The 15,132-nt window shown below is 36.3% G+C and carries 12 protein-coding genes; 8 read left to right on the forward strand and 4 right to left on the reverse strand.

The features are described from left to right. Nucleotides 1-34: 34 nt before the first annotated feature. Nucleotides 35-1,240 (reverse strand): SfnB family sulfur acquisition oxidoreductase, encoded by a 1,206-nt coding sequence (locus tag AC07U8_RS09290; RefSeq protein ID WP_494737751.1) that lies wholly within the window; start codon nucleotides 1,238-1,240, stop codon nucleotides 35-37. A gap of 396 nt (nucleotides 1,241-1,636) precedes the next feature. Here AC07U8_RS09290 and AC07U8_RS09295 point away from each other — a divergent pair, with 396 nt between their 5' ends. From AC07U8_RS09295 to AC07U8_RS09310, 4 genes are all read left to right on the forward strand, one after another. Continuing rightward, the gene (locus AC07U8_RS09295; RefSeq protein ID WP_004821170.1) at nucleotides 1,637-2,401 is read left to right on the forward strand and encodes a glutathione S-transferase family protein; all 765 of its coding nucleotides are present in this window, start codon (nucleotides 1,637-1,639) and stop codon (nucleotides 2,399-2,401) included. A 71-nt stretch (nucleotides 2,402-2,472) separates the two neighbouring features. Then, nucleotides 2,473-2,847 carry a hypothetical protein gene (locus AC07U8_RS09300; RefSeq protein WP_004720910.1) on the forward strand — a complete coding sequence of 125 codons (375 nt, stop codon included), beginning with the start codon at nucleotides 2,473-2,475 and terminating at the stop codon, nucleotides 2,845-2,847. A gap of 319 nt (nucleotides 2,848-3,166) precedes the next feature. Further along, nucleotides 3,167-3,436 carry a hypothetical protein gene (locus AC07U8_RS09305; RefSeq protein ID WP_004720907.1) on the forward strand — a complete coding sequence of 90 codons (270 nt, stop codon included), beginning with the start codon at nucleotides 3,167-3,169 and terminating at the stop codon, nucleotides 3,434-3,436. A gap of 652 nt (nucleotides 3,437-4,088) precedes the next feature. Next, complete coding sequence (locus AC07U8_RS09310) at nucleotides 4,089-6,728, forward strand: bifunctional aconitate hydratase 2/2-methylisocitrate dehydratase (protein ID WP_209826267.1); 2,640 nt, start codon at nucleotides 4,089-4,091, stop codon at nucleotides 6,726-6,728. Between the two features lie 657 nt (nucleotides 6,729-7,385). Here the strand turns inward: AC07U8_RS09310 and AC07U8_RS09315 are convergent. Then, nucleotides 7,386-7,814 (reverse strand): hypothetical protein, encoded by a 429-nt coding sequence (locus tag AC07U8_RS09315; protein WP_494737752.1) that lies wholly within the window; start codon nucleotides 7,812-7,814, stop codon nucleotides 7,386-7,388. A 128-nt stretch (nucleotides 7,815-7,942) separates the two neighbouring features. On the opposite strand from AC07U8_RS09315, the gene AC07U8_RS09320 reads away from it, so the two are divergent. Beyond that, nucleotides 7,943-8,275 carry a helix-turn-helix domain-containing protein gene (locus AC07U8_RS09320; protein ID WP_004720899.1) on the forward strand — a complete coding sequence of 111 codons (333 nt, stop codon included), beginning with the start codon at nucleotides 7,943-7,945 and terminating at the stop codon, nucleotides 8,273-8,275. Between the two features lie 351 nt (nucleotides 8,276-8,626). On the opposite strand, the gene mqo is transcribed toward AC07U8_RS09320, so the two are convergent. Further along, nucleotides 8,627-10,273, reverse strand: coding sequence for a malate dehydrogenase (quinone) (gene mqo / locus AC07U8_RS09325; RefSeq protein WP_004720897.1), 1,647 nt, complete (start codon nucleotides 10,271-10,273; stop codon nucleotides 8,627-8,629). 319 nt (nucleotides 10,274-10,592) lie between these two features. Then, on the reverse strand, nucleotides 10,593-11,078 hold the full coding sequence (locus tag AC07U8_RS09330) for an Lrp/AsnC family transcriptional regulator (RefSeq protein WP_004720894.1): 486 nt from the start codon (nucleotides 11,076-11,078) through the stop codon (nucleotides 10,593-10,595). A 793-nt stretch (nucleotides 11,079-11,871) separates the two neighbouring features. Between AC07U8_RS09330 and AC07U8_RS09335 the strand changes: the two genes are divergently transcribed. The 3 genes from AC07U8_RS09335 to gltS all read left to right on the forward strand — a co-directional run bounded on the left by AC07U8_RS09335 (nucleotide 11,872) and on the right by gltS (nucleotide 15,030). Beyond that, nucleotides 11,872-12,855, forward strand: a complete 984-nt coding sequence (locus AC07U8_RS09335; RefSeq protein ID WP_151801695.1) for an ion transporter — start codon at nucleotides 11,872-11,874, stop codon at nucleotides 12,853-12,855. A gap of 170 nt (nucleotides 12,856-13,025) precedes the next feature. Continuing rightward, nucleotides 13,026-13,478, forward strand: coding sequence for a hypothetical protein (locus AC07U8_RS09340; protein WP_096733998.1), 453 nt, complete (start codon nucleotides 13,026-13,028; stop codon nucleotides 13,476-13,478). 331 nt (nucleotides 13,479-13,809) lie between these two features. Next, nucleotides 13,810-15,030 (forward strand): sodium/glutamate symporter, encoded by a 1,221-nt coding sequence (gene gltS / locus AC07U8_RS09345; protein WP_004720888.1) that lies wholly within the window; start codon nucleotides 13,810-13,812, stop codon nucleotides 15,028-15,030. Nucleotides 15,031-15,132: the final 102 nt, after the last annotated feature.

The raw sequence follows: 15,132 nt of genomic DNA on the forward strand, positions 1-15,132 counted from the left end.
ATATTTCCCTGATGAGTAACAAAGTCGTTTAACTTTAAATCCACGCATGGCGCTGATTTTGCGTACCATTTAAGTAATAGTTTCCAATGGCATGAAGTTTCCAACGCACAGGGTCATGTAAGGTATGCACACGAGCATTACGCCAGTGTTGATCGAGATTATGAGTTTCTAGGCTTGAACGACTACCACCCAATTCAAGTAATTTTTCAGAAATAAGTAGTGCTGCATCATTGGCATACACTTTTGCCTCAGCAACGATAATGGAGGCTTTACTGGCTTGTTCAGGACTGACGATGTCTTGTGAATCTAACTGATCTAAATATTCTGCGGCTTCATCAAGCAATAAAATCGATGCATCGAGTAAGATATTGAGCTTACCGACTTCTTGTAGGGTATATGCTTCAAAACTGGCTTTACCCACATTGGCATCAATGATTGGGCGCGCTTTATGGATTGCAGATAAAGTATCTGCAAAGGCTGCTTCTGCAATACCCACATCAATCGCAACCTGAATCAGTTGTGAGTACGCACCACGATATTTTGACGCATCGGCAAGTGGTTTTTCATCCATAATAAGATCTGGGTGAACCACAACATTCTTTAAACGCACTGTGCCACTTGCCGTTGTACGTTGTCCAAAGCCATCCCAATCATCAACAATTTCAACACCGTCAGCTTTTGCATCAATAATTGTTAAAACAATATGACCATTTGGGTGAATTGCACGTATCGCCAACCAATCGGCAAAATATGAACCCGTTGAATAAAACTTCTCACCATTTAAAAGGTATTGACCATTGATCTGTTCTAAACGTGTTTCAATGGTTCGGGTATCTTTGGTATTGCGTTCTGGGCCACCATTAGAAAGCCGTTTACCATTTAAAATTTCAGTATAAATAAACTGTTTTTGCTGTTCATTGGCGATATGCTCAATGGCATTTAACAGGCCAAATTGATTTTGAGGAATCTGACCAACACTTGCATCTGCCTTGGATAAAATACGGAAAACATGCGCAAGGGTTTTATTTGAAACTTGAGCACCACCATATTTTTTGGCAATGCGAATTCCGCCTAATCCTTTGAGGCTTAATTTTTGAATGACATCAACAGGTAAAATTCGTTGTTGATCACGTATATTTCGTTCTACCAAAGCAAAATCAGCAACTTGGTAAGCTGCATTTATCGCTTGTTGATCGTTTTGGATCACAAAGGCTGAGTTAGAAGAATTCAAACTAGACATATTGGCACCTTTCAATAGATACCAAAACGCTAAGCAATATTGCGGTAAAAATTAAACGAACTATTGTGCTTAACTTATCTAAAATTATTGTTAGGATAAAAATCGCAAAGTTTTTTAATATTGAATATATGTTAAATAATTGAAATTTATAACTTGTTTTGAATTCCTCTGGTCGAGCTCTTAGTCTGAAGCAGCTTTGTTATTCCTATCACGAATAAAGAATAAAGAAACTGATATAACCATAGAATAAGCATTGGGTCATATGACGAGCGATTGAAGTAAAAAGTACATTGTAATTCAAGCGATGAATGTCTAAAGTACACAAGATTACTCAGGATTAATCTTAACTTTTAGATTTATCTAAGCTTTTAATTAAAAAAATAATTTGGAGATTACATGCGTACGTTGTACCAATTCCCACTCTCGCATTACTGTGAAAAAGCCCGTTGGTTGCTTGATCATAAAGAATTGGATTTTGTTGCGCAGAATTTAATCCCAGGTGTCCATCGTGCATTTGCACAACTTAAAACAGGGCAAAACAAGTTGCCTATTTTAAAAGATGGAGAACGCTTTATTGCGGGGTCGACTCAAATCGCATTGTATTTAGATGACGTTTATCCTGAACATCGACTGCTTCGTACCGATCACACGCTTCGTGAAAAAACCTTAGAAATTGATTTGATTGCCAATGAGTTAGGTATTCATGTACGTCGTTGGGGATTGGCACATGCTTTAGCAGAAGGCGATGAACCGCTAGAAATTATGATTGGTGAAAAAGGTTATTTACGTCAATTTGAAAAAATTTCAAAGCCTATTCTAAAAACCATGGTTTCAAAAAGTTATCAATTGGATAAAGAGAAAGTCGAAGAATCTAAATACAATTTAGAGCTGACTATCGACAGTTTAAATAAGATTTTGATTGATAATGGTTGCCGTTATTTTGTTGGCGATCGCCTTGGTTTGGCAGATATCTCGGTATGTTCAATCCTTGCACCGTTATTAGAATTACCTGCGACACCGTGGGAAAAGGAATATGCAGAGAATATTTCTCAAGAATTTACCGAATTTAGCCAACATTTGTTAGAACTGCCTTTAGGGCAATACGTGAAAAGAATTTACGCCACTGAGCGCAATGCACGTGTAGATTGGCGAGGAATGTAAGATTTCAAAGCAAGAAACTCTCCAATTTACTGAAAAATTAAGTATCATAGTGTGGAATTGGAGATTTTTTAATGCAGAAGTTCGTAATTTTAGGTGCGATAAGCACTGTTTTATTGATGGCGGGTTGTACTGAGAAAAAGCCTGCAACTCCTGAAGAAATTTGGAAAGGTTACTGTACCAGTATTGGTAATGCTGCACGTTCTATTACTTTAGATCGTCAAAATGGGATTACCAAGAAAGAAGCAATTGAGTATGCAAATAAAGTCACTGATCCAACAACTAAGGGCTTTGTACTTGAGTATTTAGAGAAAGTCTATGCATTATCAGATGCAGAGCTAAAAGCGGATAAAGATGCAGTTCAAGCAAAGTTTAAGAACGAAGCATTTGAACAATGTCTAAATACACCGCATGATCCGACAAAAATGCCAGATTATAAACCGTTCTAAGGAGCGGTTTTTTTATGGCTTAAAGCACAACAAGCAGGATATATACCTGATCAGAAGACAATGAAAGAATACGATTTGTGTAAATTAGAAACGTGAAGTTTGAGTAATCAGTACATGCACACTTTTGAGTGTCCATTCCTTTAAATCGTTTAGGTGTATTTTTGAATAAAGATTACGATGACGTGGTTTTTTTATGTTGAGTTATCGAGAATATATAAGTAATCGACAAGCCTCGTCACAAAAAATGATTAGCATAAAAATTGAAAAGCATATATACACTATAGAAATAGAAAATAAAAAGTAGCATAGGAGTGAGACAATGGAAGTAGTTGCTTATTTACATAATGCAGATTTGCTCTTAGAAGATGACAATGGTGTCGCTGTGATTAGCGGAAGTCATTATGTACTGAGTTTAGGTGATCAAGTTTTTTTTCAAGAAGTCATTGATGAACGAGCAAAGTTATACCAAGTGAAAATTTCATTTGCGTGTACTGAACATTCAATGTTTCATGAAGATGAAGTACAAATGAAATTTGAAGGTTGTCGTACGGAATTCCAAAAGTATGTAGACAGTACGACAGTCCACTAAGGTGGAATGTACTTTGTTCTAAAAAAAAGGCAACATATGTTGCTTTTTTTATGGCTGAAACAGTCTAAAGGCAAGGTAAACATAACTTCAATTTTATTAAAGTGAAGTTCATGTTTTACAAAGATAAGGGTCTGCTGGCATTTCATAAATGGCTTGCGTTGTAGGCTAAAATTGAGCAGGCAAGGCATGAAAGGAAGAGAATAGCGAGACTATTTTTGAGTTTCATAACGCAGACTGAGATAATTTTAGCCACAACCCTTCGGGACTAGAGTGTTTTTTGCTGCTACATCGTTACGAACTATTCATTTAGAATGACTAAATTTCATATTTCATGCCTTGTATCATCTAAAAAACACTCGTAGTCGCAAACGTAGACGAATTGTCAACAGACCCTGTATTTTTAGAGCTTTTTCGAATTAATTTGAGAAATAATTTACATAAACGTCTGATGAAAGCGTACTGTGTAGATCTGTAGTTAAATGAAGCGAAAAGTGATGAGTATTTATTTATAAAATAATGGTCATCACGAATTAATACGTTCATTGCATTAACTTTTGGCTTGATTTTTAGTAAAATTTGACAGTCCATATTGCCTGTGAAGCTTTAATAAGCAGGAATTCACAGGTAAATTTTTAAAAAGAGGAATTACACCGTGCTAGAAGCTTACCGCCAACACGTTGCAGAACGTGCCGCACTCGGAGTCCCACCGAAGCCACTTGACGATGCTCAAACTGCTGACTTGGTTGAATTACTAAAAAATCCACCAGCGGGTGAAGAAGCATTTTTAGTAGATTTGCTTGAAAACCGTGTTCCAGCAGGTGTTGACCAAGCTGCATATGTAAAAGCTGCTTTCTTGACTGCTGTGGCTAAAGGTGAAGCGACTTCTCCATTGGTTTCTAAAGAGCGTGCGGTTTATTTACTAGGTACTATGCTTGGTGGTTATAACGTAGCACCTTTGGTTGAATTGCTTGATGATGCTGCACTTTCAAGCTTAGCTGCTGAAGCATTGAAAAAAACGCTTCTTGTATTTGATGCGTTCCATGACGTTGCTGAAAAAGCCAAAGCGGGTAATGCAAATGCACAAGCCGTTATGCAATCTTGGGCTGATGCTGAATGGTTTACTAGCCGTAAAGACGTTCCAGAAGAAATCAAACTTACTGTTTTCAAAGTAACTGGCGAAACAAATACTGATGATTTGTCTCCTGCACAAGATGCTTGGAGCCGTCCAGATATCCCATTGCATGCAAACGCAATGCTTAAAAACGTACGTGATGGTATCAACCCAGAAGTTCCTGGTGAAGTTGGTCCATTAAACCAAATCAAAGAACTCATCGCAAAAGGCAACCAAGTTGCTTATGTTGGTGACGTTGTTGGTACGGGTTCTTCTCGTAAATCAGCGACTAACTCAGTGCTTTGGTTCTTTGGTGATGACATTGCTCACATCCCGAACAAAAAAGACGGTGGTTACTGTTTAGGTTCAAAAATCGCTCCAATTTTCTTCAACACAATGGAAGATGCTGGTGCGTTACCTGTAGAGATTGATGTTGCTAACATGAACATGGGCGATGAAATCGTTCTTAAAATTGATCATGCTGCAGCAAAAGTCACTGCATTTAAAGCAGGCGAGCAAATCGCTGAATCTGAGTTGAAAACACCTGTTCTTCTTGATGAAGTTCGTGCGGGTGGTCGTATCAACTTAATCGTTGGTCGTGGTTTGACAACTAAAGCGCGTGAAGCTTTAGGTCTTCCAGCATCTACTTTATTCCGTGTTCCAGTTCAACCTGAAAACACTGGTAAAGGCTTTACTCAAGCTCAGAAAATGGTTGGTCGTGCTTGTGGTCTTCCAGAAGGTCAAGGCGTTCGTCCAGGTACTTACTGTGAACCGAAAATGACGACTGTTGGTTCGCAAGATACGACTGGTCCGATGACTCGTGATGAATTAAAAGACTTAGCTTGCTTAGGTTTCTCTGCTGATCTTGTGATGCAATCGTTCTGTCACACAGCTGCATATCCAAAACCAGTTGACGTTCAAATGCAACATACGCTTCCTGATTTCATCATGAACCGTGGTGGTGTTTCATTACGTCCAGGTGACGGTATTATTCACTCTTGGTTAAACCGTATGCTTCTTCCAGATACAGTTGGTACTGGTGGTGATTCACATACACGTTTCCCAATCGGTATTTCATTCCCAGCGGGTTCTGGTCTTGTCGCGTTTGCTGCTGCAACTGGTGTTATGCCGTTGGATATGCCTGAGTCTGTACTTGTTAAGTTCAAAGGAAAAATGCAGCCTGGTATCACGCTACGTGACCTTGTACATGCAATTCCTTACTACGCGATTCAAGCGGGTGACTTAACTGTAGAGAAAAAAGGTAAGAAAAACATTTTCTCTGGTCGTATCTTAGAAATCGACTTAACAGAAATGGAAACTGACCTAACTGTAGAGCAAGCATTCGAACTTTCTGATGCTTCTGCTGAACGTTCTGCTGCTGGTTGTTCAATCACACTTTCTGAAACGAAAGTTGCTGAATACTTGAACTCTAACATCACAATGTTGAAGTGGATGATTTCTCAAGGTTATGGCGATGCACGTACTATGGCTCGCCGTGTTGAGAACATGGAAAAATGGTTAGCGAATCCATCACTTCTTAAAGCTGATGCTGATGCTGAATACACTAAAGTGTATGAAATTGATCTTGCTGACATTAAAGAACCAGTTCTTTGCTGCCCGAACGATCCAGATGACGCTAAACTTCTTTCTGATGTTCAAGGCGTTAAGATTGACGAAGTGTTCGTTGGTTCTTGTATGACGAACATTGGTCACTTCCGTGCTGCTGGTAAATTACTTGATAAAGTACCAGGTGGTTCATTGTCTACTCGTTTATGGTTGGCTCCACCAACACGTATGGACGAGCATCAATTGATGGAAGAAGGTTTCTATAACATTTATGGTAAAGCTGGCGCGCGTACTGAAATGCCAGGTTGTTCATTATGTATGGGTAACCAAGCACGTGTAGCTCCGAACACAACTTGTGTATCGACTTCTACGCGTAACTTCCCGAACCGTTTAGGTCAAGGCGCAAATGTATACTTAGCTTCTGCTGAGCTTGCATCTGTTGCTGCTGTACTTGGTAAATTGCCTTCTCCAGAAGAGTATCAACAATATGCTGCTCAAATCGACAGCATGTCTGCTGACATCTATCAATACTTGAACTTCGACAAGATGGGCGAGTATACAGATGCTGCTAAAGACATCGATACTAAGAAAATTGCTGCTGCTCAATTAAGCTAATTTATTGAAAAATAGATTAAATTGAGTTAAAACTAAGGGCTGATTAATCAGCCCTTAGTTTTATGTATAAAAAAGCTTATATGTGCTATTTAATTAAATATAATGGTTAAAATGATATTCGAATGGTTTATACAATAGGGTAAAAGGAATTGCATCAATTTTATATAAACTGGTGAGAAATGGCTCAAGTACACGATTTTGTTGTTTTAAATAAAGAAACATATGCATATGAAGATCATATGCAACTGGTTAATCAAGTACCTTATGATGTATCTATACATGATGATCTAATTATGTTTTTTATGGTTTTTTACAACAGATACCAACTTATAATCCATCTAAAAAGGTTAGACATACTGGTTTAAATTACTATGGTATAACGATTATTGATTCTGAAGGGGCTTTAGTCACATATAACATAATCAGCAGTATTGTAAATGTTATAAAACTATCTCCGAAATTTCTAAAATTTAGTAAAGGATATACTTATAAATTTGCTGAAGAGCAAGAAAAATTAATATTTCAGAAATATAAAGTGGTCGACCAGTTTGACCAACTGAAAGGATGTATTAAACAAGTCATTGATTCAAATGGGCAATTGTATATTGTTCATTTAGGAATTTAGTACAGCTATTTTTTGATAAAAATAATAATTTGTTAACTATACATTTTTAAAATATCAGCCATCATATTTTTAAAATCTAAAATAACGACATAATGATTGATGCTCGATGGATCAAAATCAGTGTTCACAGAATCAAATAATGCATTTGTTAGTGAATTGATCTCTAGGTCATCGATAAGACAAGAGGAGTCTAAATTAAAATACTCAATATAATAATTAACTTTTATTTGTGCATATTCTGAGTGTTTGAAACCAGATAGAATAAACTCTTGATCATCATTGCTTATATTTTTTGAACACATGGTAAATAATAATGCCATACAGAAGTAGTCAAACTCATCTTTATCAACCACTAAAATATTTAAATCCATGAAATAGTTTTTAAGCATACTTTGAATCAAGGCAAATGAACTTGCTAAATCCGCAGATAAATTTTGAATAATATTAGAATAAGGCATCATTTTTTTAAGTTTTAGTGAATCAATGGGTATTGTATTGCAAAACTATTGTTTTGTAAAACAATACTTATGGTGCAGAATATATTGCATTGCAATACGTCTAAGATACTTTGTTAAGCTAATATCAAAGAATGAATATAGGTCATGCAATACGTTATTTGAGAAAACGGAAAGGCTGGACTCAGCAGCAATTAGCCGATTTTTCCAATACTTCAAAAAGTAATATTTCCAATCTTGAGAATGGCAATCAAGGGTACAGTCCTGCAATACTCCAGTACCTTGCTGAAGCTTTTAATTGCACTGTAGCGCAATTGTTTTTATTGGCAGAAAGCTTAGATGATGATGAAAACATTGCTGAAAACTGGGATCAGATGCCCATAGATGCACTATTTATACAACTGCCTAAAGATATTCAAGATAATTTAAAACAGCTTATACATAGCTTGATTAAAAATAAGTCTTAATTCTATATCTCATATTTATTAATATTCTACGATTGATCTTCATTTTCTATTTATTTCATTATGCATAATGATTTTAAACAATTTAATCTAACTTGATATAATTGAAATCATCTCGTATGTGTCTTTGAAATTTATCACTTTTATATTCTAACTGTGTTTTAAAATAATAATACTCATTTAACTTATAGATAAAATGATCAGACAATAAAAAGCCCCTTATTCAGGGGCTAGTCGTATAGATCACTCTATACTTATATAAGGCTCATCTCATACTGGTTGTATTAAAACACAAAATGAGATATTCAGCCATAAAAAAGATGAGCCGTAGCTCATCTTTTTTACACAAGAAAATTAATGTGCATTTGCTACAGCAGGTGCAGCAGCGGCTGTCGCATCATTTGCAGCTTTACGAGTAGGTGTGTAGTTTAAACCTAAAGTCGAGCTGGTATATGTACGCACTTGATCAAGCAGAGCAGGGTTGGTATTTAGATCCTGTTGATAAGACTTCACAATCTCATGCAATTTTGGATTCCATTTACCTTTCACTTGCTCAGGGAATGCTTTTTCCATCAAGCTCAGCATAATGTATGGAGAGGTTGATGCACCAGGAGAAGCACCAAGAAGGCCTGTGATTGAACCATCTTTAGAGGTGAAGATCTCAGTACCGAATTGAAGTGTTGCAGGTTTACCCGGTGCTTTTTTGATGATTTGAACACGTTGGCCAGCTTGGCTTAAAGTCCAGTCTTCAATTTTTGCATCTGGATAATACTTTTTCAATTCATTGAACTGATCTTGCTTAGACATCGCCACTTGGCTGACTAAATATTTCACCAAGTCCAGATTTTCCATTCCAATGGTTGCCATCGGAATCACATTGTTTTTGTTGGTCGCATCAATCAAATCAAACTGAGAACCATTTTTTAGGAACTTGTTTGAATAGGTTGCGAATGGACCAAACAATACATACTTTTTACCATCAACGTAACGAGTATCAATGTGTGGTACAGACATTGGAGGTGCACCTAATTCAGGCTTACCATAGACTTTTGCAGTATGTTGTGATGTAACAGCTGGATTGTCTGTCATCAAGAAAATACCACCGATCGGGAAGCCAGCATATTGCTTAGTTTCTTCCAGACCTGTCATTTGTAATAATCTAATCGCAGCACCACCCGCACCAATAAACACATGACGAGTTTTAACATGGCTGGTTGTGTTGGTTTTTAGATTTTTAAACGATACAGTCCAAGTTTTGTCTGCATTTTGACTAATACCTGTTACTTCAGATGAAGTTTCAAGTTTGAATTTAGGCTGTTTTTTCAAATGATCAATTAATTGAGTCGTAATTGAACCATAATTTACATCAGAACCTACGTCCATACGTGTTGCAGCAACTTTTTGGTTTGCATCACGGCCTTGCATAACTAAAGGCGCCCATTGCTTAATTTCAGCAGGATTTTCAGTATATTTTAATCCTTCGAACATTGGGCTTTGGCTCATCGCTTCATAACGTTTTTTCATGTAGTTCACGCTATCGCCCCAAACAAAGGCAATATGTGGTACAGGATTAATAAAGCTGTTTGGTTGACCCAACACGCCATTTTTGACCTGATAAGCCCAGAATTGTTTACTTACTTCAAATTGTGAAGCAGTATCAATGGCTTTTTTAATATCAACTTTACCGTCTTTTTCAGGGGTATAGTTCATTTCCATAAAGCCAGAGTGTCCCGTTCCTGCGTTGTTGAATCCCGCAGAACTTTCTTGACCTACCTGATCCAAACGTTCATACATATTGATGGTCCAGTCTGGTTCAACTTCATTGAGGTAAGTCCCCAAGGTTGCACTCATAATACCGCCACCAACAAGTACCACATCTACAACTGGTTCATCTGCTGTTGTGTTGACTTTTTTAGAAGCAATTGGTCTGAATAAAAAGATCAATCCAATAACAAAAATAACCCCGATGACAATCAGTAGGTATTTAAAAAATCTCTTCATATATTTCCTGTTTCATCAAGTTTTAATAATATTGTAATGTAGAAAAGTTACATAAATGTTAGTTTGTGTAATGATTTTTTTCGTAAATGATTTAAATATATGAAATAATTTGTTTTTAAATTTGTAAAGATGTGTACAAAAAACAACCAGATTAAAATTTGATTAGTATATTTGTGTAATAAATATTCAAAAAACTCTTAGACTAAAGTACTATTTTTTGTAGGTGTTAAGCTTTTTGTAACTTTAAAATGGCTAAAAAATATACTGAATAGAAGAGTTTTCCAGCCTCAATATGAAAACTCTTCTCAAGATTTTTTGCTTATTCAATCATCATGAGGTCTGATTTATTTTCAAGCTTTAAAGGACGTAAAGCAAAAATAGAGCGGGTATGACGAATACCTTTCATTGAATATAAATTTTTACGTAAAAAGCGCTCATAATGTTCAGCATTTTTCACCGCAACTTTGACCAAATAATCATAATCGCCTGTTACCAAGTGCGCTTCTACAACTTCAGGCATTTGACTGAGTGCATCACTAAATTGTTCTAAAATTTCGTCATCATGACGTTCTAAGGTGATCTCAATAAAAAATAGTTCATTAATCCCGATGGCTTTGGCATTAATGGTGGCAGTATAGCCTTCAATGACATTTAAAGATTCTAGACGTTTAACACGTGTCCAACATGGCGAAGAGGAGAGTCCAACCAGTTCAGAGAGCTGAGCAACCGTTAAACGACCATCTTTTCGAAGTGCCGATAAAATTTTGCGATCAATCCTATCTAAAGTGTACTGACTTTCATTCATGAGCTTTACCACAGAAAATATTTTCGAGAATAATCGAATATATGAAAAATCATTCCGAAAATACTGGAGATTTATATTAAATACGGGAAACATTCTATTCAGTAGAACGCTAGAATAAACTTATCAAATCAAAGACATTTGGGAGACTGGCTTTGATTTAGCGGATAGTATCTTTAGAGGAAAGGGTGCCTTTAACGATACTGTCCGCGACCTTATTCTACGCTTTAAAAAGATTATAAAAATAGCTTTAAAACGATAAAATTCAACCGCGCCTTCACAAATTGCATATGATTCAATAAGACATTGTAATCTTATTTAGGGTCTGTAGACATTTCAAAAATGGCTTGCGTTGTAGGTTAAAATTGAGCAGGCAAGGCATGAAACGAAGAGAATAGCGAGACTATTTTCGAGTTTCATAACGTAGACTGAGATAATTTTAGCCACAACCCTGAGCAAGAACAAAGCACTGCTTTGTTTGCAGCGCAAGGCGCAGCGGGGGACTAGCGTGTTTTTTGCCGCTACGTCGTTTCGAACTACTCATTTAGAATGACTAAATTTCGTATTTCGTGCCTAGTATCGCCTAAAAAAAACACGTTGTCGCAAACATAGACGAATTGTCAACAGACCCCATTGTATAACAAAAAATTATGCAATGAATAAGATATATTTATAATTTGAGTTCGATGCTTAAACAGTCAAAATAATCAACAAAATTGTAAACTCAAGCAGCTGAAGATGTGCAATTAAATCGAGAAGTATTAAGATGATTTATCTTTAAAATAAAGAATAATGCATGCGATTCACAGCTTGGTACACACTCCGAAAATTTGTATATGACAATTTGCATAATGAAGATTATGAAACGTGGTTTAGTCGTGCGATCAATTTCTCTTTGATTTTTCTAATCATTGGTAATGTTGTCGCGGTACTTTTAGAGTCAATCAATGATGTTTATAAAGCCTATCAGCTTTACTTCGATGCATTTGAGGATTTTTCAATCATTGTCTTTACCGTTGAATATATTTTACGTTTTTGGAGTGTTGCAGAAAAAGAACCGTTTGATTCTGAATGGAAAGTACGTTGGAAATATGTGACCAGTGGCGCTGCGATTATCGATTTACTGGCGATTTTACCTGCATATATCAACTTCTTTGTACATATTGATTTAAGGTTTTTACGGATTCTACGCTTACTGCGTTTATTAAAACTTACCCGATATTTTATTTCATTACAGATTCTACTGCGCGTTATAGAACGTGAAAAGGGTTCATTTCAAGCCGTGATTTTTATTTTGGTGATTATGATCGTGATGGCGGCAGCAGGCATTTATGTTGTCGAAGGTCGTGCGCAACCTGATGTCTTTAGCTCAATCCCTGCATCTATGTGGTGGGCGGTGGTGACGCTCACTACTGTGGGTTATGGTGATGTAACGCCAATTACCCCACTTGGACGTTTCCTTGGAGCTTTGATTACCATACTCGGTGTTGGATTGGCCGCTTTACCCGCTGGTATCTTGGCAAATGGTTTAGCCAATGAGTTGGAGTTAAGGAAACAACAACTGGAGTTGAAGTTTCGAGATCTGTTAGAAAGCTGTGAAATTGACATCATTCATGATGAAGACAAGATTGATGATATTCGTAGAGATGTTGGCTTATCTGCTGAACAGACGCGAGATATTGTTTTACAACTGATTCGTGAACGTAAAGAACAGGAATTGGAAAGAGAAAAAAACAAGTATTGTTTCTGTCCAAATTGCGGTTATAAGTTACCTGAGTGAGTATGATTCAAAAGGGATTTATACAATCAAAAATAAATGAGAAAGTGAAGTGTAACGATTAAAAATAACTTTTTCTAAAGTTACACTTCAGATACAATGTAAATGATCAGGCAATTACAACTGAACAAAAGAATGGATTGTCGACATAACGCATTGGATTGTAATGAAGTATGAAAATTAAAAGTTTATCAAAAATTGTTTTATGTGCTGTAATTTCTCTAAATACAGGTTGCGCTGCTGTCATGGCAACAAAGCAACCGACAAAAAAAGATTTATCAATATTTAATAAAGGTGTAGATCGTAGTTTAATTATTGCTGAAATTGGAGCACCTATTACATCTGAATTTAAAAATGGTAAACGTTATGAAATTTACACATTTATGCAAGGGTATTCAAAGGCCAATAAAATAAGCCGTGCGGTTTGGCATGGTGCGGCAGATGTTGTCACTTTTGGACTTTGGGAAATTATTGGCACACCAACAGAATCAGCTTTTAATGGGAAAAAAACTTCTTATGAAATGGTTTTTGATGCTGATGATCGTTTAGAAAGCTCTAAATTATTGACAATGTCAGAGTATAAAAATGATTCAAATTCTGCTGCTGAAATAGAAGTTAAAAAATAGATAAATACTTTATAAGAATGGAAACAAGGAAGCATAGCGCTTCCTTGTTTCTATTTTAATATACCTTTATCAAGGTTTAATTAGGTCATCATCTACATAGCACTATCCATTCTTAAATTGGCTGAGACGAATCAATGCTCGCTTTATTTGCGCTGAGTGCTTCACAATAACAACGATAAATTCAATCTATATAATGATGAAAATTCTTCTAAATATTTTGACCAACGAATAGCCGAATAAGAGTTTTAAATTTATTTTTTACATATTTTTTAATGAATTATTGAGTAAATTTAAGTATTAATAACGCCATAAAAGTTTTGAATGGTTAACAATGAACATTAATGTTGATATTTTTGGCACGATTGCAATTGCTGTAGCCGTTCTTTTTATTGGTTATTTTCTTGTAAATAAGATCAGTATATTGAAGCAATATAATATTCCTGAACCTGTAGTAGGTGGGTTAATTGCTGCTGCTGTAACTTTTGTGCTTTTTAAGCAATTTAATTTAACCGTAAATTTTAATGCCAATATTCAACAAAGTTTTATGTTGATGTTTTTTACTTCTGTTGGACTGAGTGCAAGTCTGCTTAAGTTAAAAGAAGGGGGCAAGTCGCTGCTTCTTTTTATGGTCTGCGTAGTGATTTATGTGCTACTGCAAAATGCTGTTGGGATAAGTTTGGCAACCGCACTCGATTTAAATCCTTTGATTGGCTTGATTGCAGGATCCGTCACTTTAACTGGTGGGCATGGTACAGCTGGAGCATGGGGCAGTATTTTTGAAGAAAATTATGGTATCAAAGGTGCGATTGTCTTAGGAATGGCGAGTGCGACATTTGGTTTGGTTATTGGTGGAATGATGGGTGGTCCAGTTGCAAAGTTTCTGATTCGTCGTTATCAATTGGCTGAAGAAATAGCACCATCTGCAGCGCGTATGCAAGCTCCTCCATCTGCTGAAACAGCGCCATTTGAATATCCAGAAAAAACCCGTTTGATTACCGCTGATGATGCGGTTAAAACCATAGGAATGTTTGCACTGTGTATCGTCTTTGCTAATTTCATGACCGGTGTTGCCAAAGGACAGTGGTTTGAGTTACCGACTTTTGTATGGGCATTGGGTTGTGGGGTGTTTTTACGGAATACACTGGAATATGTATTTAAAATTGAACTGTTTGACCGTTGTATCGATGTATTTGGTAATGCCTCGCTGGCATTATTTTTAGCCATAGCTTTGATGTCTTTGCAATTGTGGTTACTTGCTGATTTAGCTGGTCCATTGGTGATCATTCTGATCGTTCAGACGGTTTTTCTTGCTTTATATCTGTTTTTTGTCACTTTCCGAGTTATGGGTAAAAATTATGATGCAGCAGTATTGTGTGCAGGTCAGTGTGGGGTAAATTTAGGTGCAACACCAACTGCTATTGCCAATATTCAAGCTGTAACCAATACTTATGGGCCTTCGCATAAAGCATTTTTAATTATTCCTCTAACTGGCGCATTTTTTGTTGATATTGTGAATGCCGTTGTTATTCAAACCATTACAAAGTTCTTTTAAATGTTCTGTTAGAAAAAGTGATGTGATGACTTAAGCATTTGGGAAACAGCCTCAAAAAGTGGCTGTTTTTTTTGTATTTAGATGATACTCATTATTACTTTT

The sequence above is a fragment of the Acinetobacter sp. GW821-FHT01E09 genome, from assembly GCF_059422385.1.